This window comes from Delftia sp. K82 (assembly GCF_002193035.1).
Classification (GTDB): Bacteria; Pseudomonadota; Gammaproteobacteria; order Burkholderiales; family Burkholderiaceae_C; genus Comamonas; species Comamonas acidovorans.
Genome location: NZ_MYFL01000003.1, coordinates 1,170,568 through 1,191,237 on the forward strand (window position 1 = coordinate 1,170,568; position 20,670 = coordinate 1,191,237).

General features: G+C 50.8%; 21 protein-coding genes and 1 pseudogene. 13 read left to right on the forward strand and 9 right to left on the reverse strand.

What is annotated here, in order from left to right:
* Nucleotides 1-833: 833 nt before the first annotated feature.
* Nucleotides 834-1,310 carry an HAD domain-containing protein gene (locus tag KDK82_RS22110; protein ID WP_012203623.1) on the reverse strand — a complete coding sequence of 159 codons (477 nt, stop codon included), beginning with the start codon at nt 1,308-1,310 and terminating at the stop codon, nt 834-836.
* A 66-nt stretch (nt 1,311-1,376) separates the two neighbouring features.
* Between KDK82_RS22110 and KDK82_RS22115 the strand changes: the two genes are divergently transcribed.
* Nucleotides 1,377-1,712, forward strand: a complete 336-nt coding sequence (locus tag KDK82_RS22115) for a helix-turn-helix domain-containing protein (RefSeq protein WP_080649860.1) — start codon at nt 1,377-1,379, stop codon at nt 1,710-1,712.
* On the opposite strand, the gene KDK82_RS22120 is transcribed toward KDK82_RS22115, so the two are convergent.
* The gene (locus KDK82_RS22120; RefSeq protein ID WP_012203624.1) at nt 1,676-2,107 is read right to left on the reverse strand and encodes a hypothetical protein; all 432 of its coding nucleotides are present in this window, start codon (nt 2,105-2,107) and stop codon (nt 1,676-1,678) included. The two genes, KDK82_RS22115 and KDK82_RS22120, sit on opposite strands and share 37 nt — an antisense overlap.
* A 177-nt stretch (nt 2,108-2,284) precedes the next feature.
* Here KDK82_RS22120 and KDK82_RS22125 point away from each other — a divergent pair, with 177 nt between their 5' ends.
* Nucleotides 2,285-2,731: a DNA-binding protein gene (locus KDK82_RS22125; protein ID WP_225971060.1), complete on the forward strand. Its 447-nt coding sequence runs from the start codon at nt 2,285-2,287 to the stop codon at nt 2,729-2,731.
* A 420-nt stretch (nt 2,732-3,151) separates the two neighbouring features.
* Here KDK82_RS22125 and KDK82_RS22130 read toward each other — a convergent pair whose 3' ends face one another.
* The 3 genes from KDK82_RS22130 to KDK82_RS22140 all read right to left on the reverse strand — a co-directional run bounded on the left by KDK82_RS22130 (nt 3,152) and on the right by KDK82_RS22140 (nt 5,562).
* A complete protein-coding gene (locus KDK82_RS22130; protein ID WP_012203626.1) occupies nt 3,152-4,108 on the reverse strand; it encodes a helix-turn-helix domain-containing protein in 957 nt (318 codons plus the stop codon).
* 316 nt (nt 4,109-4,424) lie between these two features.
* Nucleotides 4,425-5,090, reverse strand: coding sequence for a hypothetical protein (locus tag KDK82_RS22135; RefSeq protein ID WP_225971061.1), 666 nt, complete (start codon nt 5,088-5,090; stop codon nt 4,425-4,427).
* A gap of 1 nt (nt 5,091) precedes the next feature.
* Nucleotides 5,092-5,562: a helix-turn-helix domain-containing protein gene (locus KDK82_RS22140; protein ID WP_012203628.1), complete on the reverse strand. Its 471-nt coding sequence runs from the start codon at nt 5,560-5,562 to the stop codon at nt 5,092-5,094.
* Nucleotides 5,563-5,617: 55 nt separating this feature from the next.
* Here KDK82_RS22140 and KDK82_RS22145 point away from each other — a divergent pair, with 55 nt between their 5' ends.
* The 11 genes and pseudogenes from KDK82_RS22145 (at nt 5,618) to KDK82_RS33275 (ending at nt 15,923) form a co-directional block, all read left to right on the forward strand.
* Nucleotides 5,618-5,887 (forward strand): DNA-binding protein, encoded by a 270-nt coding sequence (locus KDK82_RS22145; protein ID WP_126313170.1) that lies wholly within the window; start codon nt 5,618-5,620, stop codon nt 5,885-5,887.
* Nucleotides 5,888-6,038: 151 nt separating this feature from the next.
* Entirely contained in the window at nt 6,039-6,698 is a 660-nt protein-coding gene (locus KDK82_RS22150; protein ID WP_016453756.1) for a TnsA endonuclease N-terminal domain-containing protein, read from the forward strand.
* Entirely contained in the window at nt 6,664-8,616 is a 1,953-nt protein-coding gene (locus tag KDK82_RS22155; protein WP_012203630.1) for a DDE-type integrase/transposase/recombinase, read from the forward strand. The genes KDK82_RS22150 and KDK82_RS22155 overlap by 35 nt, the downstream gene beginning before the upstream one ends.
* A gap of 2 nt (nt 8,617-8,618) precedes the next feature.
* The gene (locus tag KDK82_RS22160; RefSeq protein WP_012203631.1) at nt 8,619-9,587 is read left to right on the forward strand and encodes a TniB family NTP-binding protein; all 969 of its coding nucleotides are present in this window, start codon (nt 8,619-8,621) and stop codon (nt 9,585-9,587) included.
* Nucleotides 9,499-9,960: pseudogene (locus KDK82_RS33480) on the forward strand (TniQ family protein); the annotation flags it as partial. The gene KDK82_RS22160 and the pseudogene KDK82_RS33480, both read left to right, overlap by 89 nt.
* A gap of 234 nt (nt 9,961-10,194) precedes the next feature.
* On the forward strand, nt 10,195-10,551 hold the full coding sequence (locus KDK82_RS33270; protein WP_012203632.1) for a hypothetical protein: 357 nt from the start codon (nt 10,195-10,197) through the stop codon (nt 10,549-10,551).
* A complete protein-coding gene (locus KDK82_RS33485) occupies nt 10,548-11,315 on the forward strand; it encodes a TniQ family protein (protein WP_016453758.1) in 768 nt (255 codons plus the stop codon). The genes KDK82_RS33270 and KDK82_RS33485 overlap by 4 nt, the downstream gene beginning before the upstream one ends.
* A 451-nt stretch (nt 11,316-11,766) precedes the next feature.
* Nucleotides 11,767-12,351 carry an HAD domain-containing protein gene (locus KDK82_RS22175; protein WP_012203634.1) on the forward strand — a complete coding sequence of 195 codons (585 nt, stop codon included), beginning with the start codon at nt 11,767-11,769 and terminating at the stop codon, nt 12,349-12,351.
* A 1,234-nt stretch (nt 12,352-13,585) separates the two neighbouring features.
* Complete coding sequence (locus tag KDK82_RS22185) at nt 13,586-14,071, forward strand: DUF6328 family protein (RefSeq protein WP_012203635.1); 486 nt, start codon at nt 13,586-13,588, stop codon at nt 14,069-14,071.
* 277 nt (nt 14,072-14,348) lie between these two features.
* A complete protein-coding gene (locus tag KDK82_RS22190; RefSeq protein ID WP_012203636.1) occupies nt 14,349-15,485 on the forward strand; it encodes a hypothetical protein in 1,137 nt (378 codons plus the stop codon).
* A gap of 111 nt (nt 15,486-15,596) precedes the next feature.
* Nucleotides 15,597-15,923, forward strand: a complete 327-nt coding sequence (locus tag KDK82_RS33275; RefSeq protein ID WP_012203637.1) for a hypothetical protein — start codon at nt 15,597-15,599, stop codon at nt 15,921-15,923.
* Nucleotides 15,924-16,309: 386 nt separating this feature from the next.
* On the opposite strand, the gene KDK82_RS22200 is transcribed toward KDK82_RS33275, so the two are convergent.
* The 4 genes from KDK82_RS22200 to KDK82_RS22215 all read right to left on the reverse strand — a co-directional run bounded on the left by KDK82_RS22200 (nt 16,310) and on the right by KDK82_RS22215 (nt 20,554).
* Nucleotides 16,310-16,591: an H-NS family nucleoid-associated regulatory protein gene (locus KDK82_RS22200; protein WP_012203638.1), complete on the reverse strand. Its 282-nt coding sequence runs from the start codon at nt 16,589-16,591 to the stop codon at nt 16,310-16,312.
* Between the two features lie 202 nt (nt 16,592-16,793).
* On the reverse strand, nt 16,794-18,449 hold the full coding sequence (locus KDK82_RS22205) for a phosphoethanolamine transferase (protein ID WP_012203639.1): 1,656 nt from the start codon (nt 18,447-18,449) through the stop codon (nt 16,794-16,796).
* 36 nt (nt 18,450-18,485) lie between these two features.
* A complete protein-coding gene (locus KDK82_RS22210; RefSeq protein ID WP_012203640.1) occupies nt 18,486-19,874 on the reverse strand; it encodes a heavy metal sensor histidine kinase in 1,389 nt (462 codons plus the stop codon).
* Nucleotides 19,871-20,554, reverse strand: a complete 684-nt coding sequence (locus tag KDK82_RS22215) for a response regulator (protein ID WP_012203641.1) — start codon at nt 20,552-20,554, stop codon at nt 19,871-19,873. The genes KDK82_RS22210 and KDK82_RS22215 overlap by 4 nt, the downstream gene beginning before the upstream one ends.
* Nucleotides 20,555-20,670: the final 116 nt, after the last annotated feature.

The following is a 20,670-nucleotide window of genomic DNA, read 5'->3' on the forward strand; positions in this document are numbered from 1 at the left end:
CCCTGCTTGCCAGCGGTGGGCGCATATTGCTGGGAGAGCATTACAGTTTTTCCAGCAGGCTTTCAATCTGCCTGTCGATTCCCACCGAGTTTTGAACTTTTCTCACTCAGTTTTGAACTAATTTCTTGTCGATTCGCTTCGTAAGTCATTGATTTAAATGAATATTTTTGCACTCTGAACTTGCCTGGCGAGTGATCAGGGCCGAGAAATGCCAAGTTTTGAGGTGCCTATCCCATGGCTTACATTCGCGAGCCCTGCGCCCTGCGCCCTGCGCCCTTCGCCCTGCGCCCTGCGCCCTGCGCCCTGCGCCCTGCGCCCTGCGCCCTGCGCCCTGCGCCCTGCGCCCTGCGCCCTGCGCCCTGCGCAGCAGCGGATCTCTGTGGGAGCATCGAATCAGTCGGTAAGACGCCCTCCCAGGCTCCGACAGGTCAGGAGTTGCGAAAAGTTCAACTCGCTATGAGAGTCACAGCGGGTCCAGACTGGGCGGTCCAGGTACATGTAAGTCCCTGATCTGCCTCATGTGCAGAGACAACCCTCGGTGAACATCGACACTGGATCACCTCGGTGCGGCTGCATTTTTTGCACCTTCTATGGCAGATCCCTGAGGGATATCGAAAGGTTCACACGCTCAGCGGGGCGAACGCAGGTCCTTATCTCGACAACGCTTTTTGCCTCTCAGTTTTGAACTCCTCGGCTGGAAACCCTCTGAATTTTGAACTCTTCCCGCCGCTTCTCACTGAGTGTTGAACTATCCGCAGGTTGTGATTAAATTTTCAGCAGATCACGGTGTCTGAGTGCAGGCGCTATGCGGCCACATTTCAGTGTGGATGTCATCAGCTGGTGAGCCGATGAAGGCGAGCAGCAAGCTGTGGTGCGACGCCTTCAGTAACGCCTTCGAGGCCGTTGGTCACGAACAGGGAGCCGCAAAATGGCATGAACAGCCAAGGACGGTCGTCCACTGCCAGCCAAGGCAGGTGGGCTGAATTGTTAGCCCACAGCCAAGCCCGGCATTCAGCTTGACGGTGGTAGCCCAGCAAAGTGTTTGGAACATCACGCAGCTCGGGATAGTGGGGGGTGACGCCCAAAATTCTGTCCGCGATGTCTGGTGAGAAGTGCTTTCGAAGCTTCTCAACTGGCGCTTGCAAGCGCCAGGTACTTGAAATCACCACCAAACATGTCGACGCTTGACGCAGGAGATCTTCCATCAACGGCAGGCAGCAGAAGTGCTTTGACTCGTGACAGAACTCAGGGTGCAGCACCCCATCGAAGTCAAGGAAAACTATGGGGGCTGCGATTGATGGCAGGGACATAGCAAAACCTTAGATGAGACTAGTTGGTCGTGGTCTTTTTGGTCTCACTGGGCGGAAATCGAGGCGATGCAGCCTCGCAAACATGTTCCCACTCGAGCCGACTTTGGCCACGCGCTTCGACAGCTGCGTGCCCTGCGCGGTTTGACGCAAGAGGACATGCTGATGGCAACCAGCAGGCGTCACATGAGCAGAGTTGAGCAAGGCCATCAGATACCGAGCGTTCGCGTTATTGAGGCATTGGCCGAAAGCTTGCAAATTCATCCATTGACGCTCATCGCAGCTGCATACTGCGTTAACTTGGACGAGGCGTCGATCAAGCTGATCACAGATACAGTACAGCTTGATCTTCAACGCATGGTGCAGGATCACATGGAGAATGGCTCTGTGAGTGAGTTCAGCTGAACAAGCTCGCGCAGGCTTTGCATGAATCCTGCCCCCGATGTCCCATCTTCTCGACGAAGTAGTCTGCTGACTATTTCATGGTCTACGGAGATGCTCAGCAGCGTCAAGACCTCGTGCAAACTGGCCATATCCGCTTCTCTGGAAAGATCCTCCGGCAGGGAAGCACCTGCCTTGGACAAGAGCAGAAGGCCCAAAGACAGGGCGGCACTACCATCGCCATGCTTTGAGTTCCATCCCTTGCCCGCCAGCAGGTCTCGGAGCTGGTCTGAAAGCAGGAGCAACTGGTGGTCCTTCAAGGCATCAGGCAGGGCTGCTTGCCAGCCATGGGCGCTGATGCACTTGGCAAGCTCGTGTTCATCAAATTTCCCAAGAAGACTTTTCTCAACTGTAAGCATGATCGTTCATCCGTTCGTATGAGACTATTTGGTCTCGTGCACAAGTGATGCATGCGAAGATAGCGCAGTACGGCGAGCGGTTGCGTCTTGCGCGCTCGCGCATCAAGTAACAGGAAGCCGTGAGTTGCCTGACCGAATGATGCAGGCAACCAATCTGTTGCCCAATGCAGAGGGGTTTTGAATTTGTTGAAAAATAGAATAGATCTTATTCGCCTTGCTGAACTAGATCGCCAGTTTGGCGAGTTTGCAAAAATGCAGCGAAGTGCGACGCCAAGATGTGGATGGGCAAAGACCATAAGGCTTGCCTTGGGTATGAGCTCGGGTGCTTTGGGGCGCCGCCTTGCTATATCCGCTCAAGGTGTGCGTAAGTTAGAGCAAGCTGAAGCCAACGGAACAATTACACTCAATACCTTGGCGCGACTTGCTGAAGGAATGGATTGTGAGGTGCATTACGTGCTTGTGCCACGTACCAGGCTGGTCGAGCAGGTTCTGCGACGTGCAAATGGGTTCTCTGGCAGGCGCGAAAAAACTCCAGTTGAGGTTCAGCAGCTTTTAACTGAATCAGATTCTTTCAACGTTTTATCAGATCTGTTCGAAAATTTGGAGAAGCGTGGATTTTGGTAAGGTGCCAGATTAAGCGAAAATTCATGAGACATGCTGCGGGATTATTCAGAGTCGCGTATGGCTGCGTGCAACTTCAAGAATTCATCAAGACCTTCCAGACGCATGAGAATTATTATGGTTTTGCCATTGATAGTGATCCCTAGTGCTCTTTGGTGAATCCTTGTTTATGAAAAATTACATCAATTAAATCAACAAGTTGTAAGTGATTGGTGGGTAAAGAAAGGGATTCTGTAGACCCATTCTAGAGAGTTATTCGCTCTTCAACGAGTCAGCTTTGATTGCTCGTAGTCACAAGACTCGGATTCCCGAAATGGCCGGAGTTTGGCGAGCGCTGCAATCCCACGATCACCTGTGTAAAAAATCAGCCAAAAAATTCCGAGAGAATCCATAGTATGCTTTGGCTGATATGTTGTGCATTACTTATCGCTCTGCACTCAACTCTGATGTGTCTATTTTAAAGTCTTCATAGATGTCGAGTTTTTTCATTATTACTGGTAGGACTTGGTGTATTACACGCATGCCCGTCAGTAGCTCATTTAGGTAAATATCTGGATGAATCTTATTTCTTGTGAAGCCTAGACTATGAGCATCTGCCTCTCGACCAAGCTCATCGTGTGAAGCATATGCTAGATCAAGTAACTCTGCTTTCAGTGGAATACATGATTTAAACGCATACTCCTTAAGAAGACTTAGTTTTTTTGCAACTTCCGTCTCGATAGTCCATTTGAATCTGATGAATTCTGGAGTCAGGTCTTTGTCTATTTCTATTTTTGAGGCTGCTAGCCTTAGCATGTCGTTTTCCAGTTCCCATACTGGGGTATCTATCAGATCTAGATCTTCGTCGTAGATGATTCCTGAAACGAATGCGGAATAGAATCCATAGACATTGTTAAGTGAGTTGAATATCTCGTTAATTATAAATACAATATTGTTCTTGTAAATTAATTCTTCTTGCTCATCATTCTGGAAATTAATGTCCAGTTCTTCAGGGTACTGGCTAGGAATCTCTATGCCCATATCCTGTAGAGCCTTAAGAGTGTCAAAAAAAATAGGGCACGAGTCTTCTTGAATATCCTCTGTGAGGGGGACCGTTTCGTAGCCAGTTTCGGCTGAATGGACAGCGGTGTCAGCCAAGTGGCGAATCAGTAGTTGCCATTTTTTTGCGTCTTCCATCGTGCCAGCGAGCAAGATGAAGTCAGGATCGATATCGCCGATCCCTGTTAGAGCACGCAAACGTTGGCTCATCTCGATTGACATGTACTCACCCTTCTTCCATTTGCTAACCTGTGCTGGTGAAACGCCCAGCTTGGCTGCCAGGTCTCGTTGGGTGCAACGCAAGGTGTCAAGAGTGAGCTGGATCAATGAAGGTGTGGTCATAAAAATGTTAAGTAAATTGTTTGTAGAATTTACTTAACAATCTACACGCAAGCCACCGAAAAGGCAAGCATGGCCCTTCCCCAGCAGGTGCCGCACAGTGATCTGAGATGTTCTCTATCGCTGGAGCTTGGCGGCTTGGCAGGCAGTGTCGGTGGAGATGTATGCAGGCCAGTTGATGGGGGACCCGTGTCTGATGCTTAGCAGCCCTCGGGCTGCTTTCTTCATACGATGAGGTTGGTTGGGATCAGCCCAATTTATGCGAGCAAAGTGGCTTTCATGGATGATCTATGTCCTCGCACGCCGTACGCAGCATCTCTCAGGTGTTGCAGATCTGCTGCAGGCCCAGTTGCATACGGATGTTCTGGGCGTGTTGCCATTGAGGGCCGATCACGTTCAGCGCCCATGTCATCCAACCTGTGTAGATGGTCAAAAATCCCAGGACAAAAGTCTCTCGTACGAGCTGTCCGTTGGCAACGATGGACCACGCTGTCCCCAGTAGCAGTATCGGTATCAGAGCACCTACGACATTGCGAAGCGCGCCTGCGCAGACATGCAGCCAATTTGGGAGGCTGTACATGTGAACTTTGTTTGCTGTCTGGAAAATTCCTGCTGCAGTGAACGCAAGGTGCATGGTGCGCGGCGCCATGGATTTGCGAACGCAGGCCTGCCGAATCCGGTGCCGTTGCGACGGGACTAGGCGTCGCGAATTAAATTCGATGCTGCTCAGCAGGTCATCGGCCTTGGCAAGTAGCAGTGGTGTTGGAGCGACCTTCAGGTCATGTTGCAGCTTTTTAAGTCGCCAGCATGCAAGAGGACGACGGATCCACTGCTTGGAAGAGAGCTTGGCGCTAGGCACATAGAACGCCACGGAGGCCGCGTGAAAGCTCATCACGTCCTGCATGGACTTGCGCGGATCACGCATCTGTTTCAAAGACTTCAGGGTCGCGTTCCACAACTTCTGCGCCTCTACGCTCAGGTGCACATCACTTTCCATAGTCGGCCCACAGCTTGCTAAGTACCTCTAAAGACGGTGGTTGTGGTGCTTCTGGCTCCTGCAAGAGTGCAGCAGAAAGCGCCTCATACAGCTGCCTGATCAGCTTCCAGCGATAGCTGGCCGGACAGGTCGGCGCAAAGCGTAGACAGAAGAAGTCCACTGTGTCGCAGCACTCTTGGATGAGTACCCAGTCAGGTTGTCCGCGCGCTGGGGGAGGAGCCGCATGATCAATCTCTTCCCTCGGTCCAAACAGAACTGCGTCGATGTCGAGTCCAGCCCGCTGCGCTGCTTGTAAGTATCCAGTTGTGGGCTCTGTAGTGCCTTTTTCGTAGGCAATCTGCGTTGAGCGGCTGATGGCCGTCAGGGTTGCGAGCTCCGCTTGTTTGAGGCCTAAAAGTTCTCGTGCTTCACGCAGTCTTGTAGCTACCCCATCTCTTATGTTTGATATCTTCGACTTCATGATCTTCTATAAGTTTTGAAAAATTTGCATAGAATTGAAGGAAGTTGGAGAAAAAGTGAAACAAGCATCGTCAGTGATCAGAGAACAGTTCCTTTTGCACGGTGTCTCCGTCAGAGAGTGGGCGCTCGCACGCGGATTCTCTGTGGCACTGGTGTACGCCGTTCTGGCAGGCAAAAGTAAGGCGTCGCGCGGGAAAAGTTACGAAATCGCCATCGCCTTGGGCATGCTTGAGCATCCCAAGGTCGAGGTCATCCCTGCCTTTGTGAACGATGTTCACCTTCATCGGCGCCAACAAAAACTGCTACAGGAGCGTCCCATGACATAAAAAAAACCGATCAATCCCCGAAGAAATTGACCGGCCAGAGTGCTGATAAAAATATCAGCCGCAAACTTAAGTCTACCCAGCACTCTCCGGTTGTCAAGAAAATCCGACCTCAAGCATGAGGTTGGAGGATATTCTGTTGTCTGGAGAAAACATGCAACCTGCTACCCGCAAGGTGGTGCATCGCTCGCCCGCGCACACCGTGCGCTTGCTAAACCTTCCTCACCTGCAAGACGAAGCCATCGAGGCGGATTCGTCTGTCGAGCGCGACTTTGTGCATTGTGCGGCTTTGTTCACCTTGACCAGGGCTATCAAAGCGCAGCCTTTCAAGCTCAGCCTGAAAGCATCAAGCTACACCCCAGACTTTGCGGTGAAGTTTGCAGATGGGTCCTGTGCTGTCGTCGAGGTCAAGCCCGAAAAATTCGTGGACTCCTACCAGGAGTTGTTCGCTCACGCACGACGCCAGCTCGCGGAGCGTGGAATGCTGTTCTTCGTTGTTCGAGACACGAGGCTTCGGCATGGCGGCTTGATGGAGAGAGCATTGATCATCAGGCGCTACGCGAAAGGTGTCTGCCGACTTGCTGACCAGCAGTTGGCTAAAACCATGGTTGCAGAGGCTGGCGGTACCGTGAGCATCATGTCGCTCCGAGAGGCTGGCGTGCCCCTTGAAGTGATTTTGTATCTGGTAGCCCATAGGCAACTGATGCTTGGCGCTGATCTGCGCTATGAATCTAAGGACTTGGTGTACTTGCCGAATGTTGGTGAGGAAGGAGCGTGCCATGCACTTCAGTTTGGTCGCTGGCTTGACATTTAGGCAGGGTCAACGAACGCTTGAGCTGGTCCGTGAACTCGACAAAAGCGAGTACCTGATTGAGGATGTCATCACTCGTAGATCCTTTACGGCCACAGCGGCTCAACTGGTGAGCGGGTTTCACGATGGCAAATATCAGCTCATTAAACATAGCTCAGAACCGGTACCCCGCGGGCCCGATCTGTGGCCAGCGCTCGTTGACTTGGCTTCACTGACAGAGCACGAACGCAAAGGGTTAGAGCAGCGTCTTGCGTACATCAAGCAATTGAGGCGTTTACGCATTTCGAAGGGACAACGTGCAAAGGTGGCGCTGGCCATAAAAAAATTTGCCGAATTTAGAGGGGAGAAAGCACCCTCTGCATCTGCAGTAATGATGTGGGTGCGAAACTATGAAAGGAGCGGCAACAACCCGCTGGCTATTGTTGATAAGCACAGGGTGGGAAAGAGGGTCAAGCGACTGAGGAACGAGGCTGAAAAGATCGTTTGGCAAGTGCTCAAGCGCGAGTACTTCACGACGAAACAGCAATCAATCAAGCATGCTCACAGGCAGCTGGAAATCGCACTCAAGCGTGCTTATCAGCAGGGAATTCTGCAGTCAGACGAAGCGGCGGTGAGTTACCAAACAGTGGCACGCCGTATCAAAGACGTAGATTTTTATCACAGGATCGCCTCGCGACAGGGCCCCACGCAAGCGCGAATGCAGTGTCGCAGCGCGTTCCCTGAGGGAGTGGCTACCTATCCCTATCAGAAAGTGGAAATCGACCATACGCCACTCAATTGGGTTGTGATCTGTGACAGAACAGGCCTCCCCCTAGGGAGGCCCACGCTAACAGTGATGATTGATGCTTTCTCTGGCTATATTCTTGGATTTTACATCTCCTTTTATGGGCCGGGGCTAACATCAGTTTGCGGAGTGGTTCGCAATGCATTGCAACCTAAAGCAGACATGATTAAATCGTTGAAGTTGGAGAATGAATGGCTATCTTGCGGGTTGGGTGACGAATGGGTAATAGATAACGGTCTTGAATTTCATTCATTTGGCTTCAAAACGATGGCAATGAGTCTCGGCGTAGACTTGATGTTTTGCCGTGTTCGTACGCCTTGGCTGAAACCTCACGTAGAGCGGTTTTTTAGCACGCTAAATACATTGACTTTGACCAAGGGTCGCGTGACAAAGTCTGTAGGCAGCATACTAAGGATAGACCCCTACAAAGATGCTGCGATCACCTTCACAGATTTGATTAACGGTCTGCTGATGTTTGTTGTCGATGTATATCCGCATCAGCCAAATTGGCGAAAGATGGCGACTCCTTTTACTTTGTTTCAAGAAGGAATTGAACGTGTGCCACCAGCACGCTATCCTGGGACGTTAGATCAGCTACGGCTAGCAGCAGGTATGTCCAGGATGCTGACTGTGAATCAGGGCGGAATTGAATTCACTGGATTGCCCTACGGTAGCTATGCGTTTAAAGACGTTTTCAAGAGGCATGGAAGTAAATTGAAGCTCTTGTGCAAATGGGATCCTGATGATATTTCCACATTGCATTTTTTAGATCCAGATGGTGTGACATGGCATGAAGCGCAGTGTCGTTGGCCGCAATATGCTAGTGGCCTTAGTTTCAATCAACATCGCTTGATTAGAAAGTTCGCTAAAGAAGACCTTCAGTCCGTCGATCGTATGGACTCACTTGCACGCGCCCGGCAGCGTTTGCACGACCACTGGCTCGATGCAACGAGTCGGCGAGGCCGAGTTGACGCGTTGACGGCGGGACGGTATGCCGACCTGACTTCACACAAAGTGATGTCTCCAAGCTCCGCACAATCCGTCTCGAAGGAGACGAGCGCAACTCAGTTGCTGTCAGAGTCGGAATACAAGTTGTCTGAGAAAGACATTCCGCAATTTGAAACATTTTCATTTTGACTATGGAAAATAGCGGTAAAAATAAATACTTTGATCAGTCGATGCAATTCGATGCGATTGCTTCTGATGATGAACTTCTTGAGGCACGCAGGTTGGCTACATATTCGGTTAATGCATTGCGTGTGGCAAAATCTGTTGATCGGACATTTGTGCTATTTCCTGCTGCAGTTCAAGCACTCACGTCGCTCGACAGGCTATTTCAGCTAGGCACTGAGTTTAATATGCCACAGGGAATGCGACTGGTCGGTCCTTCGGGTGTCGGAAAAACGGCATCTTTTGAGTATTTTCGTGCATCATTGCCGAATTCAGCTCTTTTTGCGCAAGGTATGGCTGCTATTAGTGTTCGGGTGCAGAATAAGCCAAGGACATCTCACCTTGTCCAAGCCATCCTCAACGCGATCCGCTACCCATTTAATTCGGGCTCAGCACGGCAGCTGTACATGCGTAGATCTCTCCTGTTCGACGCTCTCAAGAACTACAAAACGAGGCTGATCTGGCTCGATGAGGCTCAGCACCTGCTGTATCAGCGGCGCTCCGAGATGAGCAACGAATGGGAGAACGATGCTACCGAGTTTCTTAGAGAGCTGGTGGACGAATGTAAATTGAGTCTGGTTCTAGCTGGCACTTCTGAACTCGACAACTTGCCTGAGGTGGCGCCCCACCTTTCATCACGCGTTAGTGGCCGTGAGAGTATGGATAACTTCATCGCTGATGCGAATTGGGTGGGATTTGTTCGGGGATTCGTTAAACAATGTCAATCTTTCGATCTGACCTGTATGAATGATGTGCAGATGGCTATGCGTTTGCACATGGCCAGCGAGGGAAATCTACGCGCTTTCAAGCGCTTAGTTACCGAGGCAGTCCTCATTGCTTACGACTCCAATGATCGGCAAGTGGATAGAAAAGCGCTCCAGCGTGGTTTTCAAGGTGTTTTTGGTGCGGGGGCAGTGCGAGGTAATCCGTTTGTTTGATCTTCCCTTTCCATTTTGCCAAGAGTTATTCGATGATGAATCTGGTCTTGGTTTCTGCCTGCGTGTCGTGACTACCAATGGAGGCAAGTTGCACTTGCTACGAAAGATGTTGGGTATAGGGCGCTCTGTAAGGTTCAATGCGGTCCATGCACAAAAACTGGCCCCATTGCTTGGTGTGGATGCTTCAAGGCTTGCTTACAGGCTTCCCATTGCTGCTACCGTTGCACCTGGAGTGCCTAGACGATGCTACGGGCATGTTTTCAGAGTTGCTGGGCTGCTGAGGATGAGCCGTCCTCAGCTATGCGCTCTATGCATACAGGAAAGTGGCTATCTCAAAGCGCATTGGGACATTGGCCTGTCGAGTTGCTGTGTTAAGCATGGGCTTGGTTTCACTGACAAGTGCCTTCGCTGCGGATCTGCAGTTCGATGGGACCGCAGATCAGTGGAATGGGGTCACTGTGGACATCATCTTGGCCGAACCGGTACCTCTGTCGCAGATGGAAAACAGCTGCAGGTGCAGCGGTTGCTTGATGGGGTTTTCTACAGGCAACAACTGTCGCAAGTACTCGCGGAATTTAGCTTGCATCCTTGCATAGGTTTGTTATCCATGGATGGTCTGATACACACACTGTATGCTTTTGGCTTGCTCCATGGTCCATGGGCTGCCACAAGCGCAGGAGCGCTCGCCAAGTGCCTATCACCTGGCTATGCAAAAGCCATCGCTGCACGAGGCTTGGTGCGCCTTCAAGCTTGGTCCAACGAGTATCCATACGCCGGTGAAAAACTTGCTCCGGTAGTCGCGGCTGCCGCATTCATCAAAGTCATTGTCCATCCTGTCACACCGCAGGACAGAAGCATAGCACTGGGTATGTACGGCTCCATCTTCGGCCGACGTGAGCTTGAACAGCTGAAATCCCGGCACGCGGCACTCGGGCAGAAGAGCCTGTTCGAGGAAACTCTATGAAATTGGTTGGTGTGCCCGATACTTGCTGTGGCGAAAGCCCGGCATCCTGGCTTACACGCGCCGCGCTAAGTCAGGCTGTAAATTTACCGAGCTTGAAGTCACATCTTGGAGTTCCAACTAGATGCGACCCAGACATAACAGTTTTTGGAGGCGCGATTTGTAAGATTTCTAGAGTCTCTGGGTTGCCCGCGTCATCCTTTGCGCTCGCGGAGCACATCTTTGCTGGGCTGCGAAGTCTTGATCCATTAGGGCATAATTTTCTACTGTGGACTGAATGCCGTAAAGCCCGCTACAGATACTGTCCACTTTGTCTGGAAGAGCCTGGTTGTAAATTTTTCCCGCTGCATTGGCGTTTTAAAGCGTGGCGATGGTGTCCTGTTCACGACTGCTTGCTAGAGGACGTCTGCGCTCACTGCAGCGCACCTGTCACTCTCCCAGATACAATGATTAACGCGGGGCCGGATAAGCAAGGCGTCGCTACTTTGCAATACTGTTTGCAGTGTGCTAATCCGCTATCTTCAGGGCTAGGAAAAATCTTCCATCCGGTAGCCGACGATCTCCTTACCTCTGCAGAGCGGGTTTTCTTAATGAATGGCCGTGCGGTGTTGGCCGCTCTGCTTCACCGCTCAGTGTACTCGGATCAGTCGGATAAAAGACGACCACTTGCTTACTTGGAGACAATGAGAAAATTTGGAGTTCTTCCTCACGAATATTTTGAAATTCCTAGCTCTTTGTTGGAGAGGAGATTTTCTCAGCGATTTTAGTTGAAGCGACCGGGAGGTCTATGCTGATGCCGACTATCAAAGTGTTGTCAAACGGCCTGAAACTAAGTGAGAGGTGACTTGGCGCATCGCCATGCGATCCAGAAAGCGCCGCTTACTGCGTCCTGGCCAAACTGATCGATGCTCTGAACGCGCTTCTCGAGCACGTCAAGAAAGGCATTCGGGAAGCGAATAGCGATAGTGATTGCTTTCTTTCCATCTGACGTTCAGAGAACGGCATCATGGCCCTCACCGCGATCATCCAGCACACGGCCCAAGAGCCTGGAAATCTGCAGGGCTTTGATAAGAGTGCTTGGCTGAGCGACTGACTCGTGAACGCCGTCCCGGTATTCGGCTGCCGGCTGCCGGCTGCCCCTGGATGTTATGAAGGATCTTGGTAGCATGGGTCTAGCGCGCAACCATCCGCTACAGACTCCGCCTAACAGCTACCCTTATGCGTGACGCACATGCGATGACTTCTGGTCACAACGCGCCCTATGTACCGGCATCCACGCCTCGCAGCGCGGATGTGATCCTGTACTTGGACCTTGATGGCGTAGTCCACCATGAGAAGGTACTCTGGCATCCCCGCAAGGGCATCTACATGAGCCCATACCAAGCTCCTGGCCATGCGCTGTTTGAGTGGCTTCCCATTCTGGAAGAGGAACTGGCGCCATATCCCTCTGTGGCCTTGGTGCTGAGCAGCACCTGGTGCATTCGCCCAGGTTACGCCAAGACGCTTCAGCGGCTGCCTGAGCGACTGCGCGCGCGATTCATCGGCGGCACATACCACAAGCGTGTCCATGGGGCTGATCCTTGGAACCTAGCGTCGTTCCAGAGCACCCCGCGAGGCATGCAGATCTTGGCAGACGTGCAGCGGAGAAAACCGCGCCACTGGATCGCCCTGGACGATGACATTGAGGACTGGCCTCCGCTCGCTATCAGCAACTTGGTAGCTTGTGACGGCACCACCGGGCTTTCCGACCCGGAAGTGCGACATCAACTACGGCAGCAATTAAGGCAAAGTGCGACAGCATGAAAGGCCTCTGAGCGTGAAAGATTGCGCCTAAATTTGCGGATCACTAAAACAGTGTAAGCCCATGATTTTTATGAGATTTTATGCAAAACCAAGGAACTCATTGCGGCTAAGTATTTGGCTATTTCACCCGTTCCCCATGTTCCATGGGCCTGCTGGTAGGCGGGCGCTCAAGCTGAGCAGCCTTGCGGTCTGCAAGCGCTTGAGCAGTGGATCCTGAAATGCGCGGTCGTACTGTCGGCCGTTGAAATTTCAGTGATGAGGACAACTCACCAGCATCGACCAGCCCACGATGCGACGGGAGCCCAGGCCCGGTATCGCGACCACATAAAGCCTACGTTGTGCCGACCAGATGCGGGGAAGTTGGCCTTGTCGGAGCAAGCGGCGGCGAATCGTGTGGAGATGCCCCGTCTCATCCGCGCCTATAACATTTCCGACATTAAGACTGTGCGTCTTCAAAGTCTGCGGGATGGCCGCCCCGCCAGCGCCAAGCCGACGAAAGTCACGCGGGCAGAAAGCGATGATGAATTCTTGATTGGCAGCATCGCGCGCTTGCGTCCGACTTGATCAGACAACCCATCAACGGCCTGGATGATACTGGGCTGCTGCCGGTTTCATGTGCAATAACAAGGTGTCATCGAAACCGGTACCAGCTCAAGCAGCACCGGTTCTGAACAGTACAGCTAGAGCTGTAGGAGGCAGTTGCGAACAGCTTTCATGTGCTGGATTTGCATCCTACTCTGCGCCTGAACACGGAGGACGTGATCAGTCAGCGGAGAAATCCCCTCGCCAAGGGTAAGCGGCTGATGGTCATGGACCAATTCACCCTCCTGCAGATCGGTTTCTCGCGTTGCTTTGCATGCAAGTGGCTCGGTTACCCGGGTATCGGCGACCTTACGAAGAGCGAATTTGTGCAATGACTACAAATATGTAATCATGAAATAAATTGTGAAATTTCACGTTCGCGAGGCGATTCGCGAAATAATAAATTTCAAATCAACAGAACTCAGTACCCTACAGAAATGATGGGGATCTTCGGCCACATTGAAGTGGCACTGAAGGGAGACCCAAGTTGACCACCATTTTCAAAAAATACAACAGAGGCTTTACCCTAAATTACGAGAAAATGACACTGGCGTGACGAAAATGCAAGAAATAGTGGGTTTGATGATCACCTTATAAAACCAAAAAACGTACCCAAGAAAAATTATCAGTTGCAAAATAGGATGTATTTTTAATGAAATCTGAACACAATCAAACACATGCAGACAAAGAAATGTCTGAAATAAACAACGATGGAGATTTGACAGATCTACTTGGAGAACTCCGCATTCTACTTCCTAGCTCACAGCTACTGTCCGCATTTTTGATAACAGTACCTTTCATGCCAAGATTCGATGCAATCGCTTACACGGAAAAATGGGTATTCTTGGCGACATTCCTCTTGGCAGTGATGAGCTTGATACTACTAAGTGCAACCGCCGTCCAGCATCGACTAATTCGACCGCTGATTGACAGACCTCGCTTCAAAACATTTGCATCTCGTCAGATTCTGGCGGGCGCGGTAACGCTTGCTATCGCGCTGATATCAGGCACACAACTTGTTCTTTCAACCATATTTGGTCATTTCGTGGGCAGCATAGCTGCGGCGTTGATCGCTGTTTTGATTCTTACGACATGGTGGTGGTTACCGCGTCACTGGAAAGAGGCTGGAAGATTATGAGAGAATTCCCTTTCTCTTGTCGCTGAGGTATATCTGGCAAAAATCGTGCTCGGGCTCTCATTTATCGGTACTGTGTAAGCTGGTCTGTTGCTGCACGTTGGATCCAGCGTCAACCATGTTACCGTTCTATCCTTCGGTGCCCCGTAGTGGCTGGAAGGGAGTCAGTTGGAATCAGCCAAGAAAGGGGGTTCACCGAGTGCCGCCCGCAGGCTCGCTATCGACTCAAGTGGCGATCGTCTATTTTTCGTTGAGCTAATATTTCCGCGAAGGGAGAGCAATGACGCTAACAGCCTTCTCAATTACTCGCACCGGCGAGTTCGACGTCGACCAAATTCTGGAAAAACTTAGTGCAGAAACAGGCCATGCCTACATGTCCGTTGAGAGAATTCCTGATGAGTGGCGAGCCCATCTTCGCGCTGATCTCAAGTGCCCAGACTGCTCGGTGACAGGGGCCGAGGTTGTTCGTTCCGTCGTCGCGGGCAAGTCCGGTAAGCCCAAAAGGCAGTCATTCTTCAGATTCACGACACCAGGTCACCACCCCTTTTGCGACTACGCCAACCCAGATGCGACGAATGCCGTACCCGAAACCCTAGTAGCTTTCAGTGAGTCACGGTCGAATCTGACGCGAGCGGTGAGGGATCTTGTGTGCACCGGGATCGAGGTAGGCAGCTTCAGCCAAGGTTCCATTCGTTCCATGCGGGATTGGTTTTTCAACAAGAAGGTCGAGTCGATGTTTGTGGTCTCCCTAGACCCGCGAACGTATCCGTGGATCGATGCACTGCGGGAGAACGCATTTCACGCTCGCGGCGCCTTGCCGACGGATGTAGAGATCACGCCAGAGATCGCCGAACTGCCCAACTTTAACTGGAGGGCCCAGGCAGCTCGCCTAGTTCAAGCCCGCTATCCCCAGCACCAGGCGAACATGCGCGCTTTGATAGACCAGCACATTGGCCTGTTCGGCGCGAGCGGAAAGCGGTCGGAGAGCTTGGCCAGGCGCTACGCCGGCAGGCCAGTTTTCAACCCTACGGTGCTGGCCTCCGAATATAGGAAGACCCTGGCCTTGTCGGAATTCATCGCTCATACGCACCCCCCATTGAATGCGGTCAAAGACACTAGTTCGAGCACGGGCAGTGTGCTCGCCTTGTCAGCATTGCTGCTGTTCGGACGAGACTGGGATATCAGCAAGGCGATCGCAGATTTCGCCAAGATCTCACCGGCGGTGGGTACTGCAGACCAGCAGCTCGGGAACGTAATGGGATTGAACCCTTTCCACGACTACGAAGCCTGGGCCGCACTAAAAAAGCTGCAGGACCTGAACATCCAGGTGCCGAAAGACATCGACATCAAGGCCGAGCGAGTCGTGGTGGAGGCGGCATTACGTGCGAAGTTCGGTGTATCGCCGCCCGGCGATTGATCGGCCATTTGCGAGCGAGTCTCGCGCCGCAGCAGTTCTCGGCTAAGAGCGGTCGGCACTGGCAGACTTCCGAGCGACAGCTTCAGGCGGTCATCGTGTTGTATCGACCAGTTGAATTCACACGCCCGCAAGGTCAGGGAGCTCTGGGGGGCACACCTGAGCATTGATGATCAGGAACTCCTGCTGCTGCCACGGACTTTGTCACTGGATACGGACTCCACGTCATTGGAAGGCCATCGGGAAAATCTGGCCTTGCTGCTCGAGAGCCGTGATCTACGCCGAATCCCCGTGAGCGAGAGCAGCTTCGTGTATGACGAAGTTGCCTTTCAGTGGCTTGCGCAGGGCAGACTGGACTTCAATCGGCAAACGTTTCGCGAGGCCTGCAAGCGTGAGGGGTTGTTGGATGGCGACGGCGAGCTCATGGGCTGTTCGGTGTGAAATCATTCGAGCACCCTTTCAATTGCCAGGAGGATCGTTGCATGGTGATGCTTGATCTGATCACTCACTTCGACGAACGTGCTATCCGCGACGAACTCGCTCTATCCCAAGCTCAAGGGCTTTGTGCAGGCTTAGGCCACTGGCACCCAACATCGCTGACTAAGTCTTGATGCGCACATTACACTGGCCTTCGCTACAGGATTAGTGCTGGACATCAAGGCTGACCGCGATGTCGAGATCGAGCAAAGAGCCATTCATCGAAATGTCTGGAACTCGAACGACACACCTCGCGATCCATCTTGGCCAGGAAGGCATTTCGACCAAAGGCACAAACCCCATCGATCACGGCGTTTACGCGTTCAAGCTCGCGTGCTCCTGGCCGCCCGTCAGATCTCGAAAGAGGTCCGATCCGCAGCATCCTTGATCCAGTTGGGCGGCTTGCCACGCCCCGTCCACGTAGCGCCGGTACCAGGATCGCGGTACTTGGCCGCGCCAGCCGAAGCTTTGCGTTTGGAGCCTCCGAACACATCGTCTGGAGTCAGGTGGAATTCCTCGATCAGGCTGCGCACGCGGGCGACCACGCCAGACTTTTCTGTGGCCAGAGCGTGGGCAATCTTGGCTTCAAGTTCAGCCTTCTGCTGAAGAAGTGTCTTGTAATCGGATGTCATGGTGTTCCTTAAATTTGCATGCTAGCAAATTGCTAATTTTAAGGGTTTCTAGCCAAGGATGCTTTCATTTCAGCGGGGCTAGAGAGCGAAATTTTGCTGCGCCCGCCTCATACTCAAGCACACCTCACACACACGAGAGTCATACACCCAATCTGAGCAGGACAAAAATGTCATGCTAACGACCATGTTCGCTCATGTTCGCTCATGGTCGCATGCTGGGCGTGGCCTCCGTCAACGGAAATGGAAGCTTCGGAGCAATCCATTGATAGTCTTCAGCCAGGATATTTAACTTACTACTTTTTCCCTCCCATTGCAGCGAGAGTAAATCCGCAATTGTCCAAGAGGCCCAGTCAGACCTAAATCCTCTATCACCAAGGTTATCCGGACTATTACTCTCAATTTTATTGCGCCAAATTATGGTCGGAATACGATAGCCAGACTCAGTTGAAGGGCTGTGACCAACCTTATTTAGTAGATGTCCAACCTCTTGGCCATGATCAGATAGGTACATCCAGGCCTGATAATCTGAACTACTTTCTGAAGTTTTCATCAGATCCAGTGTTTTGGCAATTACCGAATCATGATACAAGAGTGCGGCGTCATACTGCTCTCTGAAACCACGCACCCAAAATGATCTATGCTTAGCCTCCATCTCCCGATCTACATCATCAGTTGTATCATCAAAAGGGTTCTCATTTTTCGGGTAGCGAAGACTGTAATGAGGATGTGCACCAAGCAAATGCACAACAATAAATTTATTCTCCGCCCCATCCTTTAGAGCTTCTTCCAAAAGATTCAGAGTCTCGCCATCCAATGAGGATGATGAGCGACCAGGCGTGCGGTTGATCAACTCGACTATGTCTGCATAGCTTGCATGCCGCGATTCAATTGCAACATCATCATGATTGCTTACCCACCACGTCTTATAACCCGCGGCTCGAGCCATGGCCAAAAGGTGCAATGAATTATCAGTAGAAGCGGCCTGCAATGAAAACATCCGTTCAAACGCAGGTATTGTGCTTGCATCCAATGACCAAGAATTACGGAATATCACCATATTTCTACCCGCATCCCTCCGCTTTAGCGAGAGCATCGGCGTGGTATTTCTTGGGTAGCCATATATCCCCAAATTATCTCTATTAATACTATCCGCAATTACGAGAACAATTGTGGAGCTCCCTTTGCGCTCAACTTTTGGCGCCAGTGTCTTCGCTCTCGTGAACTGCTCTTCACGGATGGCAACTTGGTTTGCCCATTCTGCCTGAACAAGTGAAATAGACTCCTGCCAGTTTTTCCAGAAAACTATTGGATGCAACTTCCTCCAGGGCTTATTGACATGGGCAACCAAACTAAACGTCATCAGCAAGACGACGATGCACCAAATAGCCCTCGAGTAGCTCCTTGGCGCTGAATCAACCGAGATCAAGAGAACCAAAGAAAGGGTCGCCAGAAAAAACAACAGCAACCCCAAGCATATCAACAACACTGAATTTGCAAATGCATATTCAATGCCCTCTCGGAGATTGGTATTCGCTACTGCATTTAAAACAAGTGCGCTATCAGGCGCGGCGTCATAGGCCTCTCTCAGATAATATCGAGCGATTCCATCCACATAAAATGCCAAGGTCACAAGCCAAACGAAGGTCTTGCCGATCCAAGACGGATTTCCATTTTTTGCAAAAAGAAAAATCAGAAAGCAATATGGCAGGTACAAAACCAGTAGCTTTACCAACCTCAGTCCTTCATGACCAATACTTAATGCAGAAAAAACTGAAAGAAGTATTATTGCAAATACAAGTTCCGGTTTCTTAATTGCGCGCCACACTCTATCCCCAAAATTCTTCACCATCTCGATCATCTCACGCTCAGGGCATCATATTCTGACGAAAATTAATTATGCGTCATCACTGATCTGCGGGAATATCAACCCAATACTAGTCACTCCCGCTTCAGATCTTGCGAATACATTACCCTGATGCAGCCTGGCAATTGCGGCAACAATTGCCAGTCCTAGTCCGTGGTTACTTCTAGCCTGCGTCCTAGAGGAGTCTGCTCTGTAAAATCGATCAAATAGTCTCGGAAGATGAGAGGGATCTATGGTCTGGCCTTCGTTAGTGACTGTCAATTGGATATGCTGTGCATTCATGGTGAATGGGTTTCGATCAGAAGCAACCATTCGGATATCAACAATTATCTTGCTACCTTTTGAGGCATAGCGCGTAGCATTCCCCAAAAGATTCGAAAGTGCACGACGTAATAAGCTCGCATCCAAGATGCCTTTTGCTTCGCCCTGTATGGCTACCTCTAAACCAGCGTCCAGAAGAGACGCTTCGTGGAATTCAATAACCTCGCGAGCGAGCTCAGCGAGACTGCTTACCGCCATTCGCTGAGCACCATTCCCTCTATCTGCGTTTGAGAGGAAAAGCATATCGGCAATGATGCTGGCCATTCTATGCAAATCCTCCAAATTGGAAGATAGGACATCAACCAGTTCATCCGATGTTCTCCGCTTTCGTAGTGCCAGCTCCGCGCTACTTATCAAAGTTGACAAAGGTGTATTCAGCTCATGTGCCACGTCCGCGTTAAAAGATTCCATCTGCCTGTAAGCAACAGATAACCTATCCAAGAGGTCATTAATTTGCCGTATCAAGGGCATCAACTCTTGAGGCTGCTGGCTATCGTCCAATCTCTTTATCAAATTTTGAGCAGATACCTGTCGCGTCTGTGTGATCAAAAGGTTAATTGGCGACAGCCCCTTCTTCACCAACCAGATACTTGAAATAGAAACAATCAAAGTGCTAGCGATAGCTGCGATGCCAAGCGTCCATGCCAAATGACGCAAAATCATATTATCCGGACCACGATCCAATATGAGTGTTACAGCTATTTCTTGAGGGCTAGAATCTTGACTTGAAACTTTCACAGAGAACTCGCGTTCAATGGTATTTTCTCTGTGACGCAGCAGTTCAAAAAGAACCTCCCCATTCACGCCATATTTTCGCACCACCAATGACAAATCGTCGTGCCCGCTCAAAAAATCCAACAGTGAACTCTGCAACGATTCGGTATTTATGTGTAGCTTACTCTCATTGAGCAGGCGCTCCAACGCTACTTGTTTATGATCAAGAGCATCGGTTTGCTTCAAATAGAGCGTTTGCGATATGACCAGATAAACAGCCACGCACACTATTCCTAGTCCAAAAATAGTTTGCAGAGCCAGAGAAATAGACAAACGCGCCGACAAAGGGCGCGTCGCTTTTTTTGCTCTTCCTTGTTTAATCATCTTGATTCCAAAATGTAGCCCATTCCGCGAATGGTGTGCAGCAATGGCTTATCGAACGGCTCATCGATTTTCATTCTTAGCCTTCTAATGGCCACCTCAACGACATTTGACTCTGACTCAAAATTTATTGACCAGACCTGAGAGGCTAGCTCAGCTCGAGAAATCACCTCTCCTTGTCTACGTATCAACAATATCAGCAAGCTATACTCTTTCGCACTTAGATCGAGTTTTTTCCCCGCACGAAAGGCACGCTGCCTTGCAAGATCTATTTCCAAGTCGTGCATTCTCAATATTGTCGCAACATTCACCGCACTGCTCAATGAAGGATTCCTGCGGAGCAATACCTTTATTCTTGCGACCAATTCGGAAAATGCAAACGGCTTGACCATATAGTCATCAGCACCGCTTTTCAAGCCGGTCACTCTGTCTTCAACTGAATCTCTTGCAGTGAGCATCAAAACAGCTGTTTGCTTTGACTGTCTCAAAGCCGCTAAAACAGCAAGGCCATCTATTCCAGGAAGCATGCCATCAAGAATAATTACATCGAAATCCTGGGTAGCCGCCTTATTTAGTCCTGAGATCCCATCAAGTGCAAAATCTACAGTAAACCCTTCGTCGTCCAACCCTCTGACAAGCTGGTCTACCAACTTTTCATCATCCTCAATTATTAGGATTCTCATGGGGCGGATTGTGATCCCAGGGCCCTGGCACTTGGATGATAAATTTGTCATCTGATTATCAGGAAGCCGCCGGGAACGCTCCTCTATAGTGCCCTTCGCCCATACCTTGCGCTTGC